The following is a 24,096-nucleotide window of genomic DNA, read 5'->3' as shown; positions in this document are numbered from 1 at the left end:
CCTTCCGGTCCTTCTTTTCCCGCTTCCCGGGTCGCGCCTGCCGCGGCGCCCCGCTTTCGCCGGAAGAGTCCAGATCGGCGTTTGGAGCACGAGTTCGATGAAGCTGTACGTGGGCAACCTCTCTTATCAAACCACGCAGGACACCCTTTACAACGAGTTCGGGGCCTTCGGCCAGGTCCAAGAAGTGGCCGTCATCACCGATCGCGAAACGGGGCGCCCCCGCGGATTCGCGTTCGTCACGATGAACAACGACGACGAAGGACGCGCCGCCATCGACGGCATGAACGGCAAGGACGTCGATGGGCGCACGCTGACCGTCAACGAAGCCCGCCCGAAGGCCGATCGCGGCGGCGGCGGGGGATATGGCGGCGGCCGCGGCGGCGGAGGAGGAGGCCGGGGCGGATACGGCGGCGGCGGGGGAGGCGGTCGCTGGTAACGGCGCTCCGCACGGCCAACCTTCCGAGCGACGCCCGGCAATCTTCCCGCCGGCAGGTTCGACTTTTCGCTTCAACCCGTCGGAGACGCCCGCGCGCCTCCGACGGGCTTTTTCGTGCGAACTCGACAACGTCGGCGCATTGGTTGTTGGGCGGCGACTGTCGAGCTTTGTCTCGCCGCTTGAGAGCGCGCCGTGGATGCTAGCAGTCAGGTGAACAGCACAGGCACGCACGCACTGCGAAGCGATCCCAGAAACCGCAGAGCAATGCGGCTGGACGCAGATCAATCTCCGGTAAACCGCCTGCATCGGCGTTCCTCTGCGGTTTCTGAATTCGTCCCCCCTTCGCTCGCGGCGCGAGCCGGGTATGCTGTCCCGACGGGCGCACGGACGGAACGAGAAGTCTTAGGAACGAGTTCGATCACGATGCGCCTTCTTTCTCGCGACGCATCGTCGCGCCTGTCGTTGGCGCCGACGAGTTGCACCCCCCCGAACCGCCGGGCGGCGATCGCCCTGGGGCTGGCCCTCGTCTTCGGTCCCGGGATCGCCCGCGCCGAACCGAGCGCGGCCTCGGCCGGTCGCGGCGCCGTCACGCTCGCCGACGGTCGCCGGATCGAGTACAGCGAGTACGGCGACCCCCGCGGACCGCTGGTGTTGTTCTTCCACGGCACGCCCGGATCGAGGTTCGACGGACGAGTGGTCGCCGACGAGGCCCGGCGGGCCGGGATCCGGCTCGTCGCACCCAATCGGCCGGGGATCGGCGGTTCGACCTTCGCCCCCAGGCGAACGATTCTCGACTGGCCCGGAGACGTCGCCCAGTTGGTCGACGCGTTGGCCGGCAAAGGCGCCAAGTTCGGCGTCGTCGGCATGTCGGGGGGAACGCCCTACGCGCTCGCTTGCGCGAAAGTCATGCCGAACCGCGTGACGCACCTCGTGCTGGCGTCGTCCTACGCGCCGCGCGAAGCGCCTGTTCCGCGGGGGAGCGTCGACCGGACGCTCGATTTTCTCGAACGCCGGCCGCGGCTGAGCGAGACGGGGGTCGGCGTCATGCGGCGGCGTCTGGACAAGAAGCCCCAATCTGTGGTCGAGCGGATCGCCGCCAGTTGGTCCCCCCGCGAGCAGCAGGCCGTGCTCAGTTCGCCCCGGCTGCGCGACGACATTGCGGCGACGCTCGAGGAAGCGACCTTGCGCGGCTCGGCCGGGGTGGTGCACGACGCGCGGCTTCTCGGAGCCAACTGGGGCTTTCGCGTGAGCGAGGCGGCGACCGTGCCGATCGCCATCTACCACGGCGGCGACGACGCGGTGGCGCCGGCGGAGATGGCGCAGTGGCTGCACGCCCAACTCCCCGGCAGCAAGCTCTCGATCGCCCCCCCGTCGGGCCACGTGACGCTCATGCTTTCGCACGCCGGGGAGATGTTCGCGCGCTTCACGGCCGATTGAACCGCGACAGCGCGCCGGGGCGCAGCCTGGGCCTTGAACCTTCTCTTCGCCGCTCGGCTCGTTTACGCCTGGGCCGCGACCTGCGGGACCTCGAAGCCGGCGCGGTATTCGCGGGTCCACAACTTCGCGGCGGCGGCGTTGTCGACGACCTGCTCGGCGGTCGGATCGATCGTCAGCCAAGTCCCCGCGGTGAGGGCCCCGGGCGCCGAATCGACGTCGACCTCGTTGGCCCGCAGGTGGGCCGCCAAGCGGTCGAACGAACTGCTCAACAGCGGGTTGCTCGAGACCATCTCGGCGATCTCCTCGGCCGTCCGGACCTGGCCTGTGCGGTGGGAGACGTTTCCCACGTGGCACAGGGAGCTCGACAGGTGCCCGTCGCGCACCGGGCCGTTGAGCCGTGACGCATCGCCGGCGGCGATCGCTTCGACCCAGTTGGCAAAGTGGTTGCCGCCGCCGGTCCAGTGCTGGATCTGCTTGCCGTCGTTGTCGTAGGCCATCGCTTCGGTATACGTGTTGGGGGAGTAGACGCGGCCCCCTTCGCACTGGACGACCACGCCGATTTGCGAGCCGCGGTATCGCTCCATCCCCGAAGCCCAGCGCGCCTGGGCGGCCTTCGAGCGCGGCAGGCCGCGGGTCTCGAACACGATCGGCGCGTCGGGATAGTCGTGCAGCACGACTTGGCTGTTGGCCGTGTTGCCGGCGTCTTCGTAGCCCACGCGACCGCCGATGCTGATCGTCCGCGGCGGCAGCGCGTCGTGCCCCAGGAACCACCGCGCGACGTCCATCTGGTGGATCCCCTGGTTCCCCATGTCGCCGGCGCCGGTGTTGAAGTCCCAATGCCAGTCGTAGTGGAGATTCGGCCGGTAGAGGTCGACCTTGGCCGCGGGCCCGCACCACAGGTCGTAGTCGATCGAGTCGGGGATCGCGAGCGGTTGGTCGAGCTTGCCGATCGGCGGTCGCGGCTTGTAGCAGGTCCCCAGGGCGTACTGCACTTTGCCGAGCTTGCCGCTGCGGACGAACTCGACCGCCTGCTGCAGGCACCGGGCCGAGCGCGACTGCGTGCCGACCTGCACGATGACCCCGCTCCTCTCAGCGGCGGCGACCAGTTGGCGCCCTTCCCACACGTTGTGCGAAACCGGCTTCTCGACGTAGACGTGCTTCCCCGCTTGGATCGCGGCGATGCCGATCAACGCGTGGGTGTGGTTGGGCGTGGCGATCGCAACGGCGTCGTACGCGGGGCTGTCGATAATCTCGCGGTAGTCGCGAATCGCGGCGACTTTGCGGCCGTGGTCGGCCTCGAACTTGCCGACCCGCTGGGCGAGCACCTTGGCGTCGACGTCGCAAATGGCCGTCACGTAGCGCGACAGGCCCGCGAGGTGAGCCTGTCCGCGGCCGTTGACGCCGATGACGGCGACCCGCAGTCCTTTGGCCTGATCGGCTTGGGCCCAACGGGACGTGAGGGCGGCCCCGCTCGCGGCGGCGGCCAGCGACAGGAATTGGCGACGTGGAAGTGACATAGCGGGAGGAGGGGTGAAGGATGAAGGGATTAGGAGATGAGGCCTGAGACCTGCGGAGCGGGGACGTCGCTGGCGTCGGTTTGGTCGAGTTACTTCGGAGGTTCGACTTTCACGCCGCGGAGGACGACTTCGTCGAAGTTGCCGTGGTCATCGAACGTCCCCAGGCCGACGCGACCCCAGGCGAACGTTTTGTCCTCAGCCGTCATCAGCGGTTCGTCCATATCGTCGAAGTAGACCTCCATGGCCCCGTCGTCGACGCGGCGGACGACCTTCACCGTATGCCAGCCGTCGCGCCAGGGGGTTCCCTTGGCGGTCTTCACCGTGATCGGCGTGCGGGCCGCCTTGTTGACGATGAAGATCTGGCAGGCGTTGGGATCGCTGACCGCGCCGAAGTGGACGTAGTAGAACTTGGCCGGGTCCTGGTGGCCCCAGAACAAACACAGGTCGCGATGAGGGCCGGCGTCGGGCTTGGTGTTCTGGACCTTCACCGTCAGCTCAAAATCGCCGACGACAACATCCTTGGCTAAGGCGATGCTGTGGGGGCTGCGAAACGGGGGCTTGTAGTCGCTGAGGCCCGTCACCCGCAGGACATGCGTCGGCTTCTTGGCCGGGCCGGTCGTTTCGATCACTTTCCAGAACGGTTTAGCCGGGTCGGGGTCGGTCGTCTGCCAACGGTCCATCCCCTTCTCAAAATCGTCGGCGAAGACCACAGGCATTTCGGCCCGGACCGGGGACGCCAGAGCTAGCAGCAGGACGAAGCAGGGAGCGAATCGAGTCATGACGGGAGCCTATCGAGAAGAAGTCGAAAAAGTGCGCGTGACCGGAAAGGCCGCAAGCCCCTCTCGGGCCGCCAGTGGGGGTTGGCGAGATCGACCGGGGGCTCGGTTTGCCCCGACCCGGGCCGCCCTCCGGCGAGGGCGATCGGCCTGGCGACACGCCCTCCAGGGGCGATTGCGGGCCCCGGGGCAGCCCCCTATAATACCGGGCTGCCTTGGCTAAGGCGACCACCGTCCCTTGCAGGCCGATGACCAAACAGCGAACTGCGCCACGGTCCCGCGACCGGAGGCTCCCCCCTTACGAGACCGGCCGGCTGCCCGAATTTCGCAGCCCGACGCCGAGCGGAGACGATGCGATGACGATCGACAAGAGCCTCAAGGTGAAGCGCGGCGCCGTGAGCACCCGCACCGTGTTGACCCGCGCCGAGCGCGTCAAGAAGCTCCAGGAAATGGAGCGTTGGACCGAGGAATCGTCCCCCATCGGACTCCCCAAGGTGCGGGTCAAGAAGCTCTCGATGAAGAAGAAAAAGAAGAAGACCAAGGAAGACGATGCCGCCGCCGCAGCGCCGGCCAAGAAGAAGTAGCCGTCCGTCCCGCGGAACGGACTGTGCGTGCCGGCGCGCCCGTTGCGGCGACGATTGTTCTCGCTGCTATCGCACGTGCAGTTTGCACGCGCCGTTTTCGCACTGCTGGCCGCTGAGGCGGTAGCGGTTTCTGGCGATCCACCGGTACAGCGGCTTGCCCACGAGCATGCTGCCGGGAAAGTACGCCGCGGGCATCGCCCACCACAACCGTCGCAAACGCTTGGTGAGATAGCGGATCGCGTACGGCCCCCAGTGTCGCCGACCGGTGCGGTCGACGATGCACATCTCGTCGTAGAGCCGCTCGATCGGCAAGTCGGGCCAGCGCCGCGCCACCTCCGGGTCATGGAGCGACAGGTATGACAGCTTTCGCTGGCAATCCCACCAGAGAAGCCTGCGCACGCCGGTCGTGCAAATGCCGCAGGCCCCGTCGTACAGCACGACGTCGGTTCCCGGCCGCTCGGCCGGGGTCGGCAGCGGGGCGTCGGCGGCGGGAATCGAGCAAGACGTCATGGGATTGTCACGGGCGACAGGGGCGGCTGGCGTTCACGAATCGAGGGAAGCGGCCTGCTTGAGCCGCTGACCAATCCATTGTACCCCACAACCGGACGGACGGCTGGCGCCCAGCGTGACCCTGTCAGATCGCGGCGGTACAATGCCTGCTGGCGTGGCCGGCGCGGTCTTGCTCTCGCTCTTCCATTCCCAGGACGAATCGCCATGGACCAGTTGCGCGAACAGGTCGCTCGGGCGCGGCGGCGGATGTCGACCGAGTTGTTTCTCGACCGGCTCGTCGCCTGTCTCATGGCCGGGCTGGCCTCGGCGGTCGCGGGGATCGCGGTCCCCAAGCTCGTCGTCGTCGAGAACCTGCCCGCGAATTGGAACCTGCTCTGGCTCGTAGGCGGCGCGGGGCTGGCCGTTCTGTCGGCTCTGGCGTGGACTTGGTTCCGGGGGCGCAGCGATCTCGACGCGGCGATGGAAATCGATCGCCGCTTCGAACTCCGCGAGCGGGTGGCCAGCAGCCTGTCGCTCCCCCCCGAGGCGCTCGACACGCCTGCGGGCAAAGCGCTCGTGGCCGACGCCGTGCGGGCGATCGCCAAGGTCGAGATCGAATCGCGGTTCCAGGTCCGGCCACGGCGGCGAGCGTGGCTGCCGCTGGCGCCGGCGGTGATCGCCTTCGTCTTGGCGACCCTCGTCGACAACCGCGAGGCCAAAAGCACCGCGACCGACGCCGCGCTCACCAAGCAGCAGCTCGACGAGACCGCCAAAGCCGTGCGCGAACGGCTCGTCCAGCGCAAGGAGGAGGCCGCCAAGGCAGGGCTCAAGGACGCCGAGGAGTTGTTCAAGCAGCTTGAGAAGAAGACCGAGGAGATCGCGATCAAGGACAATCTCGATCGCAAGAAAGCGCTTCTCAAACTCAACGACTTGGCCCAGCAACTGGAGAAACGGCGCGAGCAATTGGGGGGCGACTCCGAGCTGCGCAAGCAGCTCGAAGGGATGAAAAACATGTCCAAGGGGCCGGCCGAGAAGATGGCCGAGGCCATGAAACAGGGCGATTGGAAGAAGGCCAAAGAGGAACTGGAGAAGCTCGCTCAGCAGGTCAAAGACGGCAAACTCGACGCCAACGCGAAAGAACAGCTTCAGAAGCAACTCGACCAGCTTGCCCAGAAACTGGGCGAAGCGGCCAAGCAGAAGAAGCAGGCGATGGAAGAGCTCAAAAAGCAAATCGAAGAAGCCAAACAGAAAGGCGACCTGCAACAAGCGGGGCAATTGCAGCAGAAGCTCGACAAGCTGGCCCAGCAGCAAACGCAGAACCAGCAAATGCAGCAGTTGGCCCAGCAACTGCAGCAAGCCCAGCAAGCGATGCAGCAGGGCGATCAGCAGGGCGCGGCCAAGGCGATGGAGCAGCTCGCCCAGCAGTTGGAAAACTTGCAACAGCAGATGGCCGAGGGAGAGATGCTCGAAATGGCGATGGACCAACTGCAGATGGCCAAAGACGCGATGGGCTGTCAGGAGTGCCAGGGCGCCGGGTGCGAAGATTGCAACGGCGCCGGCGGCCGGCAGTTGGGAAACAAGGGGGGCAAGTCGGGCGACGGCATCGGCAAGGGCCGAGCCGGATTCGGTCCTCGATCGGACAAGGACGACCCCGCCGCAGCTCGCGACTCGCAAGTGAAGCAGAAACTCGGCCAGGGCGCCGCGGTGATCGTGGGGGAAGCCGACGGCCCGAACCTCCGCGGCGAAGTCCTTGAGGCGGTCAAGGAGCAGATGACCTCGCAGGCCAGCGAACCGGCCGACCCGCTGGTGATCGAGCGGCTCCCCAAATCCCGGCTGGAGCACACGGAAGAGTACTTCCAACGTTTCCGCGACGGCGAATGACCCCCCGGCGAGAGCCGCGCCGCGCGCGGGCTCAAATGGCGGAAAGCCTTCCGTCTGGGTAAGATGGGCGGCAGTCGGCGGCCCCGGGTCGCTGGGACACGCTCCCCCGCGGATGAACGGTAGATGAAGGCGGCTTACACATTCTCGCGGCGCTTGAGCCTCTCGGGGCTGGCCGGCGTCGCCGCAGCTTGGTCGATCCTGGCCGGTGCGGGCGCCCGGTGGGCGTTCGCGGCCGATCCGGCGCCCTCGGCGGCTGCCGCACAAACCGCCGCCGCCCTGGCCGAGTTGCAAACGTGGCTCGGCGACGACGACAACGGCCGGCGGTGGAACGCTTACTTGCACAACGACCGGCTGGGCGAGTTGCTGGCCGATCCCGCCGACGCCCCCGCGGCCGATGCGGGGCGGGTCCTCGCCCGGTATCACGCCGACCGTCCGGGGCTTGCGGGGCCGAAGTTCCAGGCCGTCCGCTCGGCGCTCGACCAGTGGCATCGCGAGCTGCGTACCGCTCAATCGCAATCTGGTCGGCTGGCCGACGTCGCCGCGGCCGCGGCGGGGGACTATCGCACCGTCTCGCGGCAGGAATTCGAGGCGGCTCGGGGCGAGCTCCGCGCCCGGGCCGGCCAGTTGCACGAGCGGCTCGGCTCCGGCTCACCCCAGACGGAAAGCTGGAACAAATACCTCCGCTGGGACCTGCTCGCCCCGCAGCTTGCAGGGGACGACCTCCCCGACCGACGAGCGCTCGCCGATCTGGCCCTGGTCTCCGACCGTCTCTACGCAAACCATCCGGGACTTGAGCTGAAGGAGTTCCGCCGGCTGCGGCAGTCGCTCGATCGGTACCGGGCCGTCGCTGCCTGGCACGTCGCCGGCAAACAGCGCGATCCGGCCGCGGACTACGCCCGGTTGATCGGCCAATTGGGCCGCCAGTTGGAGCGGCTGAGCGATAAGCGAACGAGCGAAACCCCCTGGCTGGCGTCTCGTGTGCTGGGGGTCGTCGATGAACTCGGCGATTCGCCCGAGCTGGTCGCCACGGTGCGCCGCGAGCTCGCCCAACCGAATCTCTATGCGATCGTCTCGGGAGAGTTCGTCAATCGCGTCCCCCGTCCGCCGGTCGACACGGTCCGGCCGGTGCGGCAGACGATCCTGGGGACGCGGATCTACGGCACGTCGCGTACGCTGGGGGGCGTGCGGCTGCAGCCTGTGCCGTGGGACGATGCGATCGCGCTGGTCGCCCAATTCGAGGGCGACGCCTACGCCGACACCAACGGCTACAACGGCCCGGTGAAAATCCGCAGCACCTCGACCACCGCGCTGGCGGCCGTGAAGCGGGTGCACTTCAGCGACGCGGGATTCGTCACCGGGGCGGCGGTCAGCGACGCCGACACGCGGTCGAAGATTCACGCGATCAACAAGACCGGCGGTCAGTTCGCCCACAAGCTTATCGAGAAAGTCGCCTGGAAGCGGGCCGGCCAGCAGAAACGCCAATCGGAGATGATCGGCGCCCGCAACGCCGCGAACCAGCTTCGCGAGAACTTCGACGAGGAGCTGGCCGCCGCGGTCGCCGAAGGGCGGGCCCGGTATGAGGAGAAGGTACGCATCCCGCTCGTGCGGCAGGGATTCTTTCCCGAGGTGCTGCGGATGTCGTCGACGGCCGAGGATCTGCGCATCGTCGCGGCGCTGGCGCGACGAAACCAACTGGGCGCCGACGGCCCGCCCCCCGCGGCGAGCCGGTCGCGGGACCTGTCGGTGCGGCTCCACGAGTCGGCGGTCGACAACTACCTGGCTGTGGCAATGGCGGGCGTGCGACTGTCGCAGGACGCCGAGGACGCTCCGCTGAAAATCGCCGGCGACGCTCCCCCGTGGCTCAAAGAGGCCGCCGCGAAACCTCCTCGGGCAAAGCAAAACAATGTCGGAGCCGAAGACGCCCCGGTGCTGCATCCCCCGGCCGGGACGCCGCCGTTCAAGCCGTGGTCGATGCGGCTCAACGCCGAGGCGCCGATCGGCGTGACCTTCGACGACGACCTGCTGACGGTGCGGCTGCGGGCGGCGCGGCTCGCCTCGGACGAGGACGAGTACAAGGACTGGGACATCCTGGTGCGATACCGGCCGCAGCGTCGCGGCAATCGGATCGTGCTGGTCCGCACGGGAGACATCGAGGCGCTGCCCACCGGGTTCGATCCGGCCTGGGACACGCGGATGGCGGGCCGCGATTCGGCGTTTCGCAACACGCTGGCCAAGAACATGACCGCCCGCGCCGAGGCGGGGCAAGGATTCCCCGGCGAGATCGACGTCCCGCCGATCCGAATCGAGGGGCTCGGCGAATTGCGACTCGCCGATTTCCTCTGCGACGATCACTGGCTGACCCTCGGCTGGCAATTGCCGTAGTCCGGCTCATGCGCTCAGCAACTGTCCCAGGTGCAGGCTCACGCACTCAGCCAGCACGGCCGTGTTGTAGCCCCCCTCGAGCACGCTGACGACTCGCCCCGCGGCATGCGTCGCGGCGATCTGCTGCACGCTGCGGGTCAGTTCGATGTAGTCCTCGCTCTCCAGTCCCAGCGAACCGACCGGGTCGGCCCGATGGGCGTCGAAACCCGCGCTGACGACGATCAGTTGCGGCCGCACCCGGTCGGCCAGTTCGCCCAGGGCGTCGGCGAACCGAGTCAGGTACTCGCGCCGCGAGATGCCGAAGTGCAGCGGCAAGTTGCGCGTCGTCCCCAGCCCGGGGCCGGCCCCCGTCTCGTCCTCGTCCCCGGATCCGGGGTAAAAAGGCCACCGGTGAGCCGAGAAGAATCCGACCCGCGGATCGTCGTACAGCATCGCCTGGGTGCCGTTGCCGTGGTGGACGTCCCAGTCGACGACCAGAGCCCGCTCGAGCCCCAGGGCGTCGACGGCCAGCCGGGCGGCGATCGCCGCGTTGCCCAGCAGGCAAAACCCCATCGCATGGTGCGGCATGGCGTGATGCCCCGGGGGTCGCACGAGGCACAGGGCCGTGCGATCCTCGCCGGCGACGACCCGTCGCACCGCGTCGCACACGGCCCCCGCGGCGAGCAGGGCGACGTCGTACGACTCGGGCGAGACGACCGTGTCGGCGTCGGGTCGCCCGCCGCCGCGAGCGGCCATCTCGCACAAGGCGGCCAGATGGTCGGCCGTGTGGACCGCCTCGATTTCGGCCCGACCGGCCGGCTCCCAGGACGGTTGGACGCACCGCTCGGGCCAGCCGTCCGCTGTGAGCTGCCGGGCGATCGCCTTGAGCCGGCGGGGGGACTCGGGATGGACGCCCGTGTCATGGTCCAGAAATCGGGGCGAGGCGTACAGAAGCGTCATGGATCGCGGGGAGTTTGGACGTGAGGGGAATGCCGATTCGCGCCGCGACGGCCTGTTTTTCTCGGCCGGGATGCGAGGCCTAACTCCCTGCCAGCTTGACATTTCCGTCGCTCGGTGAGTAGTGTGCAAGAGGGGCGTTCTCGTCGCGGCGGCTCTGGCCGGGACCGGGGCGCTCCGCTTATCGACCCGCGCCGGCGATGGTTGCGTCGCTCTGTGCGCGGGACGTCCGGAACAGTCGATCTCGCCATCGAGGAGTCGAGGCCATGTGGGGATTCTCTCGCCAATGCCGCGTCGTCGGCCTGCTGGCCGCGGCGGCGGTCGGGCTGGCGCTCTTGCCGCGCGCCGGCGCCCAATCGGGTCGCTATGACGAAAGCGAACCGAAGCTCACCGACGCCAAGGGAAAGCAAGCGGCCCTTGAGGTCGGGAAGATCCTCCGTAACAGCGGCCCTCCGACCGACGCGGACAAGCGCGTGCTCGACGCCTTCTTCTCGGGATACTTCTTCCCGCTGATGACCAGCACCCGTGCCGACAGCCTGGGGAACCTCGCCAAGGCCCGCAAGGAGTTGTTCCAGCGGTACATCGGCTCGACCCCCTCGGCCGAGGCGCGGACGCATCTCAACACCTTGGCGATCAAGGAGTGCGGCAAAATCGCCTTCGGCAACTATCACCCCGCGTGTCGGTACAACGCGGTGCTGATCATCGGCGCCCTGGACGACAAGAGCGAGCGGGGCCAGGCGCCCGTCGTCTCGTCGACCGCCACCAGTGCGCTGTTGATCCTGGCCGAGAACGACGAATGGAAGGGGAACGAAATCCCCTCCTCGGTCAAGGTGGCCGCCCTGGTCGGGCTGCAGCGGCACGCCAAGTTCGGCGTCGACCCGAAGCTGGCCGAGCGCGTCGCCAAGGCGGCCCTGGGGGTGATCGACCGCGAGGAGATCCCGGACGACGTCACGCGAACGGTGTACAACTGGATGCGGGTGCAGGCGGCCGAAGTGCTTGCGAACCAATTCGCCCAGGGGCCGACCCCCGAGGTCACGGCCGCGTTTGCCAAACTGATCGGCGACGGTTCGATCAAGCTCCCCGAACGGTGCCAGACGGCGGCGCTGCTCAAGCAGATGAAATTCGCCCCCGGCGGGCCCGAGGCTCAGATCCTGGGCCCGGCCCTGGCCGACTTGGCGTGGGACGTGCTCACCGACGAACGCAAAGCGGCTCGCGATTACCAGGACGAATTGCTGGCCGGCGCCGGCGGGTTCGGCCCCGGATTTGGGGGAGGTTTTGGCGGCCCAGGAGGGGGGTACGGTAGAGGCGAGTTCGGCGGCGGTTTCGGCGGGGGCGGCATCGGCGCCCCGATGGAGACCGGCCCGCGCTACGAAAAGCGCCGGATGCTCGATCGGATCGTCGCGGTGGACGCCGGGCTCGAAGCGGTCCAGGCCGCCGCCCCGGAGCAACTTAAGCAGCGGATCACCGAGATGCGCGGCGTGATCAAGACGCTGGTCGCCGCGACGGTCGCGCGCGGAGCGATCGACGACGACGTCGCCGCAGCGGTGCTCGTCGCGGCCCGCGACATCAAGCCGCTGGTCGACGCTTGGCTGCCGGCGGCCGAAGAAGAGCCGGCGGGCGTCGCCGCGACCTAAGCGGCGCCCAAGCTCAAGCGAGTTGCCCGGCCGGAGCCGGCGTCTCGATCCACCGAGCCGCCGCCAGCGCGGCGACCACGGCGCCGACGTAAACCACGTCCCCCGCAAGCATCGTCCGGTAGAACGGAATCCCCGCGACATAGCACTCGGCCAGCCCCGCGAGGGTCGTCGGATAGTGGCTCTGAAAGGCCCAGACGGCAAAGTTCGTGACGAGGAAAAACGCCGTCGCGGGGACCACGCCCGTGGCGACCCAGCACCCGGCGCGGCGCCAACCGGTCGTCCGTTGGGCCAAACGCCCCAAGGCCAGCGGCAACAGCATCATCACGTGGACGCTCGCCAGGACGGCCAAGCTGTCGTGCGATCGCAAGCACAAGTCCGAAACGACCAGCGTCGCGACGGGCACAAGCAGCGCGGGAAGCCACTGCCGGAAGTAGAATCCGGCACACGCGGCCGTGGCGGCCAGCGGGGTGAAGTTCCACGTCGGCTGAGCCCAACGACCGGCGATCCCCAGGATCACCAACAGGGCGAAGACCAACACGTCGCGCAAGACCGATCGATTCACAGCAGACGCTCCCAGTTCGGCCGCTAGCCGCGGCAGGCGGGCAAGAATTTTCAGGGCCCCGAATTGTACCCCTCCGCGGCGAATGTCCACAAGACGCGGTCCGAGAGCGGAGGAAACCGGATTCGTTGGCCTGCCATCCCGCCTCAGGTATAATGCTCGACGAGGAGTTCACCGCGCATGTCTGCAAATTCACCCAGCGAAGTCCAGTTGTTCCACGACTTCATCGGTCCGCAGATTGCCGCCGGACGAGGGCCGGCGTCGCTTGAGGCGGCCGTCGAGCAGTTCCGCGAGCATCAGCGGCAACTCTTGGATCTGAAGGACAAAATTCGCGTCGCCGAAGAGCAAAGCGCCGCTGGTCAGAGCGCCCCGTTCGACGTCGAGGCGACGAAGGCGGCGCTCCGAACCCGGCTGGCGGCTGAAGGGCGCTAACGACGTGGCCTATGCCGTTCGTACCCCCGCCGCAGAGCAGGATCTGCAGGAGATCGCTCTGTTCATCGCCGTGGAGCAAGCTCGACCGCTCGCGGCCGAGCGGGTCGTCGAGAACCTCGTCGCAAAGTGCAACGAGTACGCCGCTCATCCGCTGATCGGCGAGGCGCGCCCCGATCTGGGTCTGAACATTCGCTGTTTTCCCGCACAGCGGTGGATCGTCGTCTATCGGCCAACTTCGGAGGGAATCGAAGTGATGCGGATTCTCGACGCAGCCCGCGACTACCCAGCCTTGTTCGACGATCGCTAGCGCTTTGCCTGCTCGATCATTTCGGGCTGGCGACAGGATCACTCCGTCGCCAGTTCGTCCTGCTCGTCCCCCGCGGCGAATCTCCACAAGACGCGGTCGCCGGGGTTGAGCTCGTGGACGCCGAAGCTGTCGTTGGCGGGGCGGTCGTTGACGAGGTATTGCCACCAGCGGCCCCCCGCGCCTTCGCCGGCCACCCCCTCAAGTGCGGTGAGGAACGCCCCGGCGCCGGTTCCTTGCTGCTCGTAGGCGATCCCCGGGCGGAATTCGCGCGCCGCCTCCATGAGATCGGCGACCGTCATCTGCGGGCGCCAGGGGAGGGCGGCGAACTCGCGCCGCGCGCCGTTGCCGAAGTCGATCGCCAGGCTCACCGAGTCGCCCTGCGGCGACGGCGAGGGGACGATCTGCGCGTCCGGGCGTCTCGTGTTGGGGAATTGTCCCCCGGTGGTCCAGAATCCGAAAGCCGCCACGACGCCGACCAGCAGCGCCAACATGAGCGGCAACGCCCACCACCGCTCCGCATCGACCGTGCGCACCGCTCCCCCGGCAAGCGCGGCGTCTGTGCGTAACGGGTCGGCGGTCATAAGATACAGCATAGCAATTGCGCGAGATCCGCAAGGCTGCGCCGCGCAGACGCATTCCGCTTTTCAAGACGCACGGTATTTTTGAGGCTTGTCATGGCCGACCCGGCGATTCTGTCGCTCGATTTCCCCGCGGAGGACATTGCGGTCCTCTCGATCAACGACCCGGCCAAGGGCGCGAACGTGCTGCTGCGGTCGGTGCTGCACGCGTTCGAGCAGAAGTTGGTCGCGCTGTCGAAGCGCCCCGGGCTGGCCGGGCTGGTGATCCGCTCGACCAAGCCGGGCAGCTTCATCGCGGGGGCCGATCTGCGGGAGTTTGCCGCGAGCATCAACGAACCGACCGCCGACGTGATGAAGCTTTCCCGCCAAGGGCACGAGCTGTTCGGCCGACTGGCCCGGGCGCCGTTCGTCACCGTCGCGGCGATCGAGGGGGTCTGCCTGGGGGGCGGGGCGGAATTGGCCATCTGGTGCGATCGCCGGATCATGGTGCGCGACGGCCGGACGAACTTCGGCTTTCCCGAGGTCAAGCTTGGGCTGCTTCCCGGCTGGGGGGGGACGGCCCGCACGCCGCGGGTGATCGGGCTGAGCAACGCGATCGAGCTAATCACCGGCGGCGAACCGATCGACGCCGACGCGGCCTGGGCCATGGGGCTCGTGTCCGACGTCGTCGCCGAGCATCCCGCCGGCGACGCCCTGTTGGCCGCCGCGGTGCGGCTGATTCGCGCCGAACAGACCTCGGGCGACTACCTCCGCGATCGCGAGCGGTGGTCGCAACCGCTGCCGATGTCGGACACGGAATTGGCGTTTCTGGCCGCGACCGCCAACGCGTACATCCAGGGAAAGACGGGGGGAAACTACCCAGCCCCGCTGGCGGCGCTCGAGGCGATGATCGGCGGCGCGACGGTCGATTTGCCCGCGGCGTGCGCGATCGAGTCCGAAGCGTTCGGCCCGCTGTGGGGCTCGCCGGTGAATCGGGCGCTGCTGCACGTCTTCTTCCTGCAGGACGGCCACAAGCGCAGCGCGAACAAGCTCGCCGAAACGGCGCCGCGAAACGTGCGGACCGCCGCGGTCGTCGGCGCCGGGGTGATGGGCCAGGGGATCGCCGCCGCGAACGCCAAGCGGGGCCTGCCCGTGACGCTAGCCGACGTCTCGATGGACGCGGTGCGGCGGGGCTTCGCGGCGACCGTCAACGAGGCGAGCTACGACCGCAAGCTCCGCGGTCCCGCGCCGGCGAAGGTGCTCGAAATCTCCTCGCTGGTGAACGGCACGATCGACGACGACGAAGTGGCGCTGGCCGATTTCGTCGTCGAGGCGATCTACGAGAACGGCGCCGCGAAACGAGCGCTCTACGCCCGACTCGAGCCGAAGCTCGCCCCGCACGCGATCCTGGCAACCAACACCTCGACGATCCCCGTCGCCCGCCTCGCATCAGGGCTCGCACATCCCGAGCGGTTCTGCGGGCTTCACTTCTTCAACCCCGTGCGGCGGATGCCGCTGGTCGAGGTGATCCGCGGCCCGGGCGCCAGCGACGCGACGATCGCCACGGCCGTCGCCTACGCGCTGCAACTGGGCAAGAGCCCGATCGTGGTCGAGGACGGCCCGGGGTTCGTCGTCAACCGCGTGCTGATGCCGTACATGAACGAGGCGTTGGTCCTGCTGTCCGAGGGGGCGTCGATCAAGCAGATCGATCGCGCGGCCAAGTCGTTCGGCATGCCGATGGGGCCGATCGAGCTGTACGACACGGTGGGACTCGACGTGGCGCTCCACGCCGGCGAGGTGATGCACGAGGCGTTCCCCGACCGGGTCGTTCAGGCGCCGCTCTTGTCGACGATGGTCGCGGCGGGCCGACTCGGCAAGAAAGCGGGCAAGGGGTTTTTCGACTACGCCAATCCGCACAAGCCCGACAAGGCGTCCCCCAGCGCCGCGGCGCAGGCGATCGTCGACGCCGCGGGCCCAGGGGACGCCGCCGCACGCCGCAAGCGGTCGGGGGACGAACTGGCCGACCGGCTCGTCCTGCCGATGCTGCTCGAGGCGACGCGGATCCTGGAGGAAGGGATCGTCGCCAGTCCGGCCGAATTGGATCTGGCGTTGATCTACGGCATCGGCTTCCCCCCGTTCCGCGGCGGGCTGTTCTTTTGGGCCGGCACGGTCGGGGCGCAGGCGATTCTGGAAAAACTCGAAACCTTCGCCCCGCTGGGCGGGCGCTACGAACCGACCGAAACCCTGCTCCGCGTCGCCCGTGCCGACGGGAAGTTTTATTCGCTGACGGGGTGAGCGATCCCGGGGGCGCCGCGATGCCTCTCGCGGGCCGCCCGGCGACGCTGACGCCTCAGCGAACGTTGCGACCGACTCAACAATCATCGGCGTTGATCCGCGTTCATCCGCGGCTGCCTTCTGCGAATCGAGCACCCCCATGAACACTCCCGTCATCATCGACGCCTGTCGCACGCCGATCGGCCGATCGCACGCCGAGCGCGGCGCTTATCGCGACGTGCGGGCCGACGACTTGGCCGCGCACGTCATTCGCACGCTTGTCGAGCGCACGCAGATCGACCCCGCCGAGATCGAGGACGTGCTGGTGGGCTGCACCCAGCAGCGGGACGAGCAAGGGTTCAACGTGGGCCGCATGGCGGCGCTGTTGGCCGGCATGCCGCACGCTGCGGGGGGAGCGACGATCAACCGGCTCTGCGGCAGCAGCCTCCAGGCCCTCGCGCAGGCCGCCCACGCCATCGTCGCGGGGGCCGAGGACGTGCAGATCGTCGCGGGGGTCGAGCACATGCACCACCTCCCGATGGACGCGGGGGCCGATGCGATCAACCCCAAGCTGTTCCGCACCACCAGCAAGGGCGCCCTGATGATGGGGCTCACCGCCGAGTTCCTGGCCCAAGCCTACGGCATCAGCCGCGAGGCGCAGGACGTGTTCGCCCTGGCGAGCCACGAAAAGGCCGCCGCCGCGACCGACTCGGGCGAGTTCCGCGCCGAGATCACGCCCGTCTGGGGCCGCAGCGAAACCGGCGCGCGAACGCTGATCGTCGAGGACCAGTGCATCCGTCGCGAGACGAGCATCGCGGCCCTGGCCGAGTTGTCCCCCGCGTTCATGCCGCAGGTGGGGACCGTCACCGCGGGCAATTCGAGCCCCGTCAACGACGGCGCCGCGGCGCTGTTGGTGATGAGCGATCGCCGCGCCCGCGAACTCGGGTTGGCGCCGCTGGTCAAGGTCCGCGCAACCGCCGTCGCTGGGGTCGACCCGGCCGTCATGGGAACCGGCCCCGTCCCGGCGGTGAAGACCGCGCTGAAGCGCGCCGGGCTGAAGCTGGCCGACGTCGACCTCGTCGAGCTCAACGAGGCGTTCGCCGCGCAAGCGCTCGCCTGCATCCAGCTCTTGGAACTCGACCCCGAGCGCGTGAACGTCCGCGGCGGAGCGATCGCCCTCGGCCACCCGCTCGGCGCCAGCGGCGCGCGGATCGTCACGACGCTGGTCCATGCGATGGTCGCCCGCGACGCGGCCCTCGGCCTGGCGACCATGTGCGTCGGCATGGGGCAGGGGGTCGCGGTCGTGCTCGAACGAGCGTAATCGCTCGCGGTGTTCCGCCGTGCCGGTCGGCAGCCCCCGATCGCCGGCCGCAGCAAATCCCCTGGCCGTCCTTCGGGCATGCCGCTATGAACTTCGTCCAACGCCTGTTCCGCTACGCCGGCGTCTACGGCCTTGCCGTGATCCTGCCGCAGTACTTTATGGAGGGCCGGCTGGGGCGCGACTTTCCGCCGCCGCTGAATCACCCCGAGCATTTCTACGGCTTCCTCGGCGTGGCCGCGGCATGGCAGATCGCGTTTCTGATGATCGCCCGCGACCCCGTACGGTTGCGACCGATCATGCTGGCCGGCGCCCTCGAGAAGTTCGGCTTCGGACTGGCCGCGGTCGTTCTGTTCCTGCAAGGCCGGCTCGCGGCGCCGATGCTGGCGTTCGGCGTCGTCGACCTCGTCCTCGGTGCGCTGTTCGTGTACGCCTGGCGGATCACGCCGGAGCGGGGAGCGTGAGCGGTGAATGGCGACGAGGCTGCCGGCGGTTGCCTGCTCTTCGCTTCAGCAATCCCCAGTCAACCATCCCCGATCTCCCCGCGGAGCCAGCCGAGGTAGTCGTCGCTGCCGGCGACGATCGGCAGCGCGACGATCTCGGGGCACTGGTAACTGTGCAGCTCGCGAATCGCCGCCTCGACCTGCGGATACGCCGCGGCGGTCGTCTTCACGACGAGCAACCGCTCCTCGGCCCGCTCGACCCGTCCCTGCCAGCGATACACGCTCGCCACCGGCCCGACAATCTGCACGCACGCCGCCAACCGCCGCTCGACGAGCGCGGCGGCGATCGCGTCCGCCTCGGCGGCGGAAGGTGCGGTCGCAAGGACGCAGAATTCAGTCGCCATGGCAATCACAAGGAAAAGGAATAAGGCTTCGACCACAAACCATGAGCCGCGCGGCGCGAGCCGCCAGCGAATTGTCGTCCCTGTCTCGATCAAGCTTCGTCGGGAACGGCGCGGCACGTTTTGCCAAACTGCCCTCGAATCGTTTTTCACGGAGCAAAACCCCCGCCGGCGCCACGGTCGTCGTCATCCGAGCTGCTTGCAAGCGTTGGACTTGCGCCCGACGCCGCCGATCGCCAGGGGGCAGTTTTGCAAGCAATATTCCATTTTGCTCGACCGCCGAGCAAAACCCCCGACGGGCCCGGCGCCGTCGGCTCGCCCCGGCCGACCGGCCGATCGCACAGCGCGGTTCGATGCCTTCGTTCTAGACGATGCGGCGGCCCAATTTCCAGCAGAATCCCGCGCGGCGGGCGGTACAATTCAAGCCGCCGCAGAGAAGCGGGCGCGCGTTCGCAGCAGACTGCGCGGCCGCGCCAGCGGACTTGGAACTGTGCCTCGCACTTGGCGGAGGCGTCGGTCCTAGCGGCGTAAACTCAAGCCCCGCCGCTGTCCGAAAGTCGTGGGCGATCGCAAGTAATCAGCGCTCACAAATAGCGGTCGCTCAAATATCGCAGGTAATTGCTGCGTTTCTCGTCCAAAACTCTAAATGCCTTAGCGATGAACTCCTGGACAGAGATGGGCTGACATCGGATCGGATCATCTACGATGATGTCGCTGAACCGACGTATCTCAATGAGGTGTTCACTATTATCAAAACCCGGGGCATCGTAGTAGAAGTACAGCAATCTGACATCTTGAGCGCGCTGATCAAACATCAAGCCAAGGACATGCTTGACTAGTTGCGCGGGGCCGAGTCTTTTGAATTCGAGATTGGACTTGCTCAGCTTGCTTGCCAGATCTCGCCATCGCGGAACTTCTTTCCAAGCATCGGATAGTTGCAAGTAACGATCTGACAGCAATGACTGGTTCTCCCTTCCAAATGGTTCGTGAAGTTTGCATTCAATGCCGACTCGCCCTCCTCTGGTATACTCAACGCAAACATCCACATGCGGAGGTTTCTTAAACCCCTGCGCTTTCGGATCGCTGCAAACCGGCAACTGTTTCTCGAAACTAATTTCTCGTATGCCAGTGCTTGGAATCGAAAGTATTTTCGCCAGCAGGCTTTGCTCTTGATGACAGAGCCAATACTGGAAAACGTTTACAGCCATGGCGGCAGAAGAGTGCAACGCCTGCAAAGAGCATATCTCACCTCTTAATTCACCCCCAGCACCAGCATTGAATGCGTTTCGGACATCGTCGTCCAACTGACCACCGAACAAATTCGCTTCAACAGACAACGTGTAGTTTTTCGCTCCACGTTTGTCTTTGGCCTGCAGCGGCATGTCTTGACGACGGGCCCACGCCTGAAACTTCGCTTGAATCAGTTCACTGGTATTCATGAATTCGACCTCACGTGGTTTGGTGCGGATTGATTCTAGATTCGCTGCTGCGCTGCCGTTGCATAGTGAGGTGACCCCATCTTAAGGAATTGCACAACACTGGCGCAGCCCATGGCGCGCACCGCGAGTTTGGTCGCTGATCCGCCCCTACTCGTCCCCCCCGTACAACTCCTCCGCAATGCGTTCGCATTGCCATGCCAGCCATCGGGTGCGGGTGTACAGGCCGTGGCCCCAGAGGTGGCGCAACGGGGAGCGGTCGGGGTCGGCGTAGTCGACGAGCAGCGTCGTCCCCTCCGCGGCGACGCGCACGCCGCGGCGCAAGCGGGGGCGGAGTCCTTCGCGGTCGACGCCGGCTTCCAGTAATCGCCCCAAGCGGCGGTTGGCCTTGAAGGTGCGCAGCGTCAGCGGGGTGACGCACAGGTTGGTGCCCGCAATGCCGATTTGCTGGACGTAGTCGCCGTGCCGCGCGGTCAACACGTCGCCGACCGCCGGCGGGTAGGGGGCGAGGTGCTCGGGCAGGTCCGCGACCGGGCGATGGTTGACGAAGTGGAGCAGTCGGGCGTAGCCGCCGGAGTCCCAGCCGTAGCGGATCGGCGTGCCGAAGGTGACGACGTCGAGCCGCAGGCGCCGCACGGGGCGATCCGGGTCGGCGAGAAGCTGTTCGGCCGCGCTCCACGCGGGGAGGTCGGCGCGGCCGGCGAGCCAACTGTGGTAGAACGGCCGCGCGGCGGCGAAGAACTCGGCCCGAGTCGCCTCGTCGGCGGCCAGCAGGTTCGTAAGGATCGCCAGCATGTTGCCGCCGTGGCTGTGCCCCCACAACTGCACGCGCGGCGGGCGGCGCGGGTCGGCCCAGGCCTCGGCCGGCAGCTCGGCGGCGCGACGGTCGAGTTCGACCAGCAGGTTCACCGCCCCGTCGGCTCGGGCCACGTGGTTGTTTTGCCCCGACCAGTGAAACAGCCGGACGGGGATCGAGCGGCCCGCGCCGGCCGAGAGCCCCCGTTCGAGCCGCGCGGCGTACGCGGGGGTGAAGTTGCCCGTCTCGCCGGCGACGAGGTCGACGGCGCCTTTGCCGACGCGGCGCAACACGTCGCACAACCCCGGCGCGACGCGGGCCAATTCGGTCACCAGCCCCAGCCAGTCGTTGCCCGCGAACGTGCCGTGGGCGAGATTGAGGGCGACGACCCCCGCGTCGGCGAAGGTTCGACCGCAGCGTTCGAGCCGGGCGTAGAACTCGCGGGCTGCGGCGACGGTTGCGGCCTCGCCCGGGGTCGAGGTCGGGCGCAGCGAGCCCCCGGAGAGGTCCGCCTCAGCGGACGCCGCCTGCCGCGGTTCCGGCCCGCACGGGCCGGATGGGAGCAAGCGGTACGGCGAAGCGGGGGGCTCGGACCGGTACGCTTGGTGTCGAAATCGGTTGGCCGGAGGCACGGCTCGTCTCGGGGGCGTCGAAGCGATAGACGGGGGTCGTGTGGGGCGAAATGCCCAACGTGCCGGTCCACGTTTCGTACGGTCGGCCCTTGCGTTCGTCGTCTTTGAAGAACGCCAGGTAGGTTAGCGTGTCCGCGGCGATGAACTCGTGTTCCCGCGGTGCGAACTGGGTTTGCTCGTACACCCGCCGCCAAGTGCCGCTGTTGAAGTACGCCTGATGCAGGACGTACCCCTCGGCGTAGCTCGCGTCGAGCGGGACGGTCTCGGCGTGGTGGGTGTGTCCGTAAACGATATGCTTGGCCCGGCGATTGCGGAAGTCCTGCTCGCCCAGGGCGTGCGTCGCGTAGGAGCTGTTGTCGGCCCCGCGCAGTTGGCAGATCCACCGGGCGACCCAACTGGCCCAGCCGACCGACAGCCGGCGGCTGAATTTGAGGGCCTTCTGCAGGCCGTCGACGATGTCGACCGGGCTCCAGGTGTCGCGGGCGCGGACGAACGCCAGGTCGAGAAACTCGTCGGCCAGGGCGTCCCAGATCTTCTTGACTTCCTTGCGGATCGCCGGCTGCGGGCAACTGCGCTCGAGCAGGCCGTCGATCCAGACGGGAATCAACAGCAGGGGGCGGATGTTGTCGATCTCGCGCAAACCGGCGAGCACGCTCGAGGGGAGCTCCTCGCCCAGGCGGCGCTCGACCTCGACGCCGAAGCGGTTGAGCAGTTCGACGACGATCGCGTCTCCCAAGCTGCTGGCGTTGCGATCGCCCTCGAAGTTGAACGGGTCGTAGACGTCGCCGTGCCGGGCGAAGACCTTGTGGCGCCGGAGGGTCTGCAGCAGCTCGTTGCTTTCCCACGGCTCGTGCGGGAAGGGTCCCTCGGGCGAGGTCGCCAGGCCCATGTGCTGGGCGACTTGCCGCCGCAGTTGGTCGTACGGGGCCCCCGGCAGGTGATAGAACCAGTCGTGGTTGCCGACCATGTAGTGGATTCGCACGGGCACGGGCTCGGCGGCGCCGCGAGCCATGCGGCCGTCGGCCAAGGCGGCCGGGACGGAGATCCCCTGTTCGGCGACGGCGCGGAAGACTCCCAGCGCCTCGGCGTTGCGGCGCAGAGTGTCGTCGGTGATGCGGGCGACCATCGCGGCGAACGCCGGGCCGGCCGGGTCGTCCCACGGTCGGACGCGCGACTCAAGCCAGCGGGTCGAGCGAATGACGTCGAGCACGTCGCCCAGCAACACCAAGTCGATGCGGTCGACCGGCCGGTACGAACCGTCGCGACGCTGCGAGGCCCCGCAGGCAAGGTCCTCGAGCCGATCGCGCAGCAACTGGAACGCCCCCGGCGAGATCATCGATCCGCTGGTGCCGTCGGTCAGGTGCAGGTCGCTGATGATGACCAGCATGGCGGACCCGTGCTCGCTTCCGTGCTAGCAACGAAGTGGTCGGAGACTGGCGTGATGCGCTTCCGGTGCGCACCGTCTCTCTATCGCAACCATCGGCGCCGGGGGCTGGGGAGATTGAGGATTCTCGGGAAACGACGGACCGGGGAAACGGGACCGGCACGCTGGCGCCGTTCGGCGCATGGCTTGAGACGACGGGTTGCCTTGGCGCCGGCGACGCGCGCAAAAAAATGAGCCGCCTGCCGACGGTTTCCCGCCGGCAGACGGCTCGGTCCGGTTTGCGAGGGCGCACACTTCCCGCAAACCAAACTGGCTTGCGCGAGCGGCGCCGACGGCGGCGTCGCTCCACTTCTCGTTCCGATTCAATCGCTTACCAACCGACGCGCACCGAGACGCCGGGCCCGCCGTAGTAGTACGGCGCGTAATACGGCCGGTAGACCGGTCCGACGACCGCGCGCCGCGCAATCGGGTACGGGGGCAGGACGGCTCGGGCGGCGACGTGTCGCACCGGGGCGACGCGACGATAGTAAATCCCCGCGTCAGCCGAGGAGGCGCCGGCGACGACCAAGCCGACGCCCAGCGCCGCGAGGATGAGCAGTTTTCTTCCCATGACAACTCTCCCGGACTCGGGTCGCCGGACGGACGCGTCGCGGCGACCTGTAAGAATTCGGCGGGGCGCGCCTGCGGGTCAGCCGCCCCTTCCTAGTCATGGTACGCGACGAGCGGGGAGAAGAGTACCGGGCGGGCCTGCAAGGCCGACGCCCGAGCGTGAAAAAGCAAACCGCCCGTCGACTCTTGCGAGCCGACGGGCGGCGCCAGGTTGTCCGTCACCCGCACACTGTTGACGAACAACCGCTTGGGGGGGCGAGGGGCCCTCGTCAGGGGGGGCCCTCGCTGGGCTGGGCTGAGCTGCGCTGATCACCAGCCGAAGCCGACCGAGACGCCCGGGACGGCGATCACGGGACTGTACACCGGGGCCCCGTAGACGCCCCCGTAGACCACCGGACCGCGGTAGACAGGTCCGACGACGGGGGTCGCCACCACGCGGCGAGCGACCGGGTACGGGGGCAGAACGGCCCGAGCCGCGACCCGACGCACCGGGGCGACCCCGACGATGACGCCCGCCTCAGCCGCGGGGGCGGAGACGAACAACGCGGAAACACCGACGACGGCCGCAGCGAACATCTTCTTGAACATGGTCATTTCCCTCTCTGAAGTGCGGTTGCCAGGCGATCTGGTCCTGCAAGGTTTGGCTCCGAACGGCCGAGCCCAGCGGCTCCAGGCGACTCGTTCGTATGGATCGCCTTAAAGCATCGGGCGTGCCAAACGCCTGAACAATTCTTATAACACCTTGATATTAAACGATTTGCATTCATTTGTTCGTGTTATAGCCTGGTGGAGAACAGGCTCGAATGAGATCATTCTGACAACTCACTCTCTCACAATGATTCTCTAGGCCGTGCGGCTATGTCATCATAACGACTT

General features: G+C 67.7%; 23 protein-coding genes. 11 read left to right on the top strand and 12 right to left on the bottom strand.

Annotated elements, in window-relative coordinates; all coding sequences use genetic code 11:
- Positions 1-97: 97 nt before the first annotated feature.
- Positions 98-436: an RNA-binding protein gene (locus tag KF688_17040; protein MBX3427388.1), complete on the top strand. Its 339-nt coding sequence runs from the start codon at positions 98-100 to the stop codon at positions 434-436.
- Between the two features lie 423 nt (positions 437-859).
- Positions 860-1,873, top strand: coding sequence for an alpha/beta hydrolase (locus KF688_17035; protein ID MBX3427387.1), 1,014 nt, complete (start codon positions 860-862; stop codon positions 1,871-1,873).
- A 62-nt stretch (positions 1,874-1,935) separates the two neighbouring features.
- Here KF688_17035 and KF688_17030 read toward each other — a convergent pair whose 3' ends face one another.
- Together KF688_17030 and KF688_17025 are read right to left on the bottom strand one after the other, a co-directional pair.
- Positions 1,936-3,390 carry a Gfo/Idh/MocA family oxidoreductase gene (locus tag KF688_17030; protein ID MBX3427386.1) on the bottom strand — a complete coding sequence of 485 codons (1,455 nt, stop codon included), beginning with the start codon at positions 3,388-3,390 and terminating at the stop codon, positions 1,936-1,938.
- Positions 3,391-3,479: 89 nt separating this feature from the next.
- Complete coding sequence (locus KF688_17025; protein MBX3427385.1) at positions 3,480-4,106, bottom strand: hypothetical protein; 627 nt, start codon at positions 4,104-4,106, stop codon at positions 3,480-3,482.
- A 416-nt stretch (positions 4,107-4,522) separates the two neighbouring features.
- On the opposite strand from KF688_17025, the gene KF688_17020 reads away from it, so the two are divergent.
- A complete protein-coding gene (locus tag KF688_17020; protein ID MBX3427384.1) occupies positions 4,523-4,750 on the top strand; it encodes a small basic protein in 228 nt (75 codons plus the stop codon).
- 66 nt (positions 4,751-4,816) lie between these two features.
- On the opposite strand, the gene KF688_17015 is transcribed toward KF688_17020, so the two are convergent.
- Entirely contained in the window at positions 4,817-5,260 is a 444-nt protein-coding gene (locus KF688_17015) for a DUF393 domain-containing protein (protein MBX3427383.1), read from the bottom strand.
- 204 nt (positions 5,261-5,464) lie between these two features.
- On the opposite strand from KF688_17015, the gene KF688_17010 reads away from it, so the two are divergent.
- Positions 5,465-7,120 carry a hypothetical protein gene (locus KF688_17010; GenBank protein MBX3427382.1) on the top strand — a complete coding sequence of 552 codons (1,656 nt, stop codon included), beginning with the start codon at positions 5,465-5,467 and terminating at the stop codon, positions 7,118-7,120.
- A 123-nt stretch (positions 7,121-7,243) separates the two neighbouring features.
- Positions 7,244-9,502: a hypothetical protein gene (locus KF688_17005; GenBank protein MBX3427381.1), complete on the top strand. Its 2,259-nt coding sequence runs from the start codon at positions 7,244-7,246 to the stop codon at positions 9,500-9,502.
- 6 nt (positions 9,503-9,508) lie between these two features.
- Here KF688_17005 and KF688_17000 read toward each other — a convergent pair whose 3' ends face one another.
- On the bottom strand, positions 9,509-10,441 hold the full coding sequence (locus tag KF688_17000) for a histone deacetylase (protein MBX3427380.1): 933 nt from the start codon (positions 10,439-10,441) through the stop codon (positions 9,509-9,511).
- Positions 10,442-10,704: 263 nt separating this feature from the next.
- Between KF688_17000 and KF688_16995 the strand changes: the two genes are divergently transcribed.
- The gene (locus KF688_16995) at positions 10,705-12,072 is read left to right on the top strand and encodes a hypothetical protein (protein MBX3427379.1); all 1,368 of its coding nucleotides are present in this window, start codon (positions 10,705-10,707) and stop codon (positions 12,070-12,072) included.
- Between the two features lie 13 nt (positions 12,073-12,085).
- Here the strand turns inward: KF688_16995 and KF688_16990 are convergent, their stop codons facing one another.
- On the bottom strand, positions 12,086-12,634 hold the full coding sequence (locus tag KF688_16990) for a hypothetical protein (protein MBX3427378.1): 549 nt from the start codon (positions 12,632-12,634) through the stop codon (positions 12,086-12,088).
- A 177-nt stretch (positions 12,635-12,811) separates the two neighbouring features.
- Between KF688_16990 and KF688_16985 the strand changes: the two genes are divergently transcribed.
- Positions 12,812-13,063: a hypothetical protein gene (locus KF688_16985; protein MBX3427377.1), complete on the top strand. Its 252-nt coding sequence runs from the start codon at positions 12,812-12,814 to the stop codon at positions 13,061-13,063.
- Positions 13,064-13,067: 4 nt separating this feature from the next.
- Positions 13,068-13,370: a type II toxin-antitoxin system RelE/ParE family toxin gene (locus tag KF688_16980; GenBank protein ID MBX3427376.1), complete on the top strand. Its 303-nt coding sequence runs from the start codon at positions 13,068-13,070 to the stop codon at positions 13,368-13,370.
- A 38-nt stretch (positions 13,371-13,408) separates the two neighbouring features.
- On the opposite strand, the gene KF688_16975 is transcribed toward KF688_16980, so the two are convergent.
- Positions 13,409-13,963: a DUF4430 domain-containing protein gene (locus tag KF688_16975; GenBank protein ID MBX3427375.1), complete on the bottom strand. Its 555-nt coding sequence runs from the start codon at positions 13,961-13,963 to the stop codon at positions 13,409-13,411.
- A gap of 81 nt (positions 13,964-14,044) precedes the next feature.
- Here KF688_16975 and KF688_16970 point away from each other — a divergent pair, with 81 nt between their 5' ends.
- From KF688_16970 to KF688_16960, 3 genes are all read left to right on the top strand, one after another.
- Complete coding sequence (locus KF688_16970; GenBank protein MBX3427374.1) at positions 14,045-16,222, top strand: enoyl-CoA hydratase/isomerase family protein; 2,178 nt, start codon at positions 14,045-14,047, stop codon at positions 16,220-16,222.
- A 139-nt stretch (positions 16,223-16,361) separates the two neighbouring features.
- Positions 16,362-17,522 carry an acetyl-CoA C-acyltransferase FadA gene (gene fadA / locus KF688_16965; GenBank protein ID MBX3427373.1) on the top strand — a complete coding sequence of 387 codons (1,161 nt, stop codon included), beginning with the start codon at positions 16,362-16,364 and terminating at the stop codon, positions 17,520-17,522.
- A gap of 86 nt (positions 17,523-17,608) precedes the next feature.
- A complete protein-coding gene (locus tag KF688_16960; GenBank protein ID MBX3427372.1) occupies positions 17,609-17,983 on the top strand; it encodes a hypothetical protein in 375 nt (124 codons plus the stop codon).
- Positions 17,984-18,042: 59 nt separating this feature from the next.
- Here the strand turns inward: KF688_16960 and KF688_16955 are convergent, their stop codons facing one another.
- From KF688_16955 to KF688_16930, 6 genes are all read right to left on the bottom strand, one after another.
- The gene (locus KF688_16955; protein ID MBX3427371.1) at positions 18,043-18,366 is read right to left on the bottom strand and encodes a divalent-cation tolerance protein CutA; all 324 of its coding nucleotides are present in this window, start codon (positions 18,364-18,366) and stop codon (positions 18,043-18,045) included.
- Positions 18,367-18,947: 581 nt separating this feature from the next.
- The gene (locus tag KF688_16950; GenBank protein ID MBX3427370.1) at positions 18,948-19,802 is read right to left on the bottom strand and encodes a hypothetical protein; all 855 of its coding nucleotides are present in this window, start codon (positions 19,800-19,802) and stop codon (positions 18,948-18,950) included.
- A gap of 147 nt (positions 19,803-19,949) precedes the next feature.
- Complete coding sequence (locus tag KF688_16945; GenBank protein MBX3427369.1) at positions 19,950-21,161, bottom strand: hypothetical protein; 1,212 nt, start codon at positions 21,159-21,161, stop codon at positions 19,950-19,952.
- Complete coding sequence (locus KF688_16940) at positions 21,109-22,614, bottom strand: metallophosphoesterase (protein MBX3427368.1); 1,506 nt, start codon at positions 22,612-22,614, stop codon at positions 21,109-21,111. The genes KF688_16945 and KF688_16940 overlap by 53 nt, the downstream gene beginning before the upstream one ends.
- Positions 22,615-22,981: 367 nt before the next feature.
- Positions 22,982-23,221: a hypothetical protein gene (locus KF688_16935; protein ID MBX3427367.1), complete on the bottom strand. Its 240-nt coding sequence runs from the start codon at positions 23,219-23,221 to the stop codon at positions 22,982-22,984.
- A gap of 308 nt (positions 23,222-23,529) precedes the next feature.
- Positions 23,530-23,808, bottom strand: a complete 279-nt coding sequence (locus KF688_16930; GenBank protein MBX3427366.1) for a hypothetical protein — start codon at positions 23,806-23,808, stop codon at positions 23,530-23,532.
- Positions 23,809-24,096: the final 288 nt, after the last annotated feature.

It is taken from the genome of Pirellulales bacterium, assembly GCA_019636345.1.
GTDB lineage: Bacteria > Planctomycetota > Planctomycetia > Pirellulales > Lacipirellulaceae.
The sequence above is the reverse complement of the archived record's forward strand: the minus strand, read 5'-3'. Positions and strand labels throughout refer to the sequence as shown.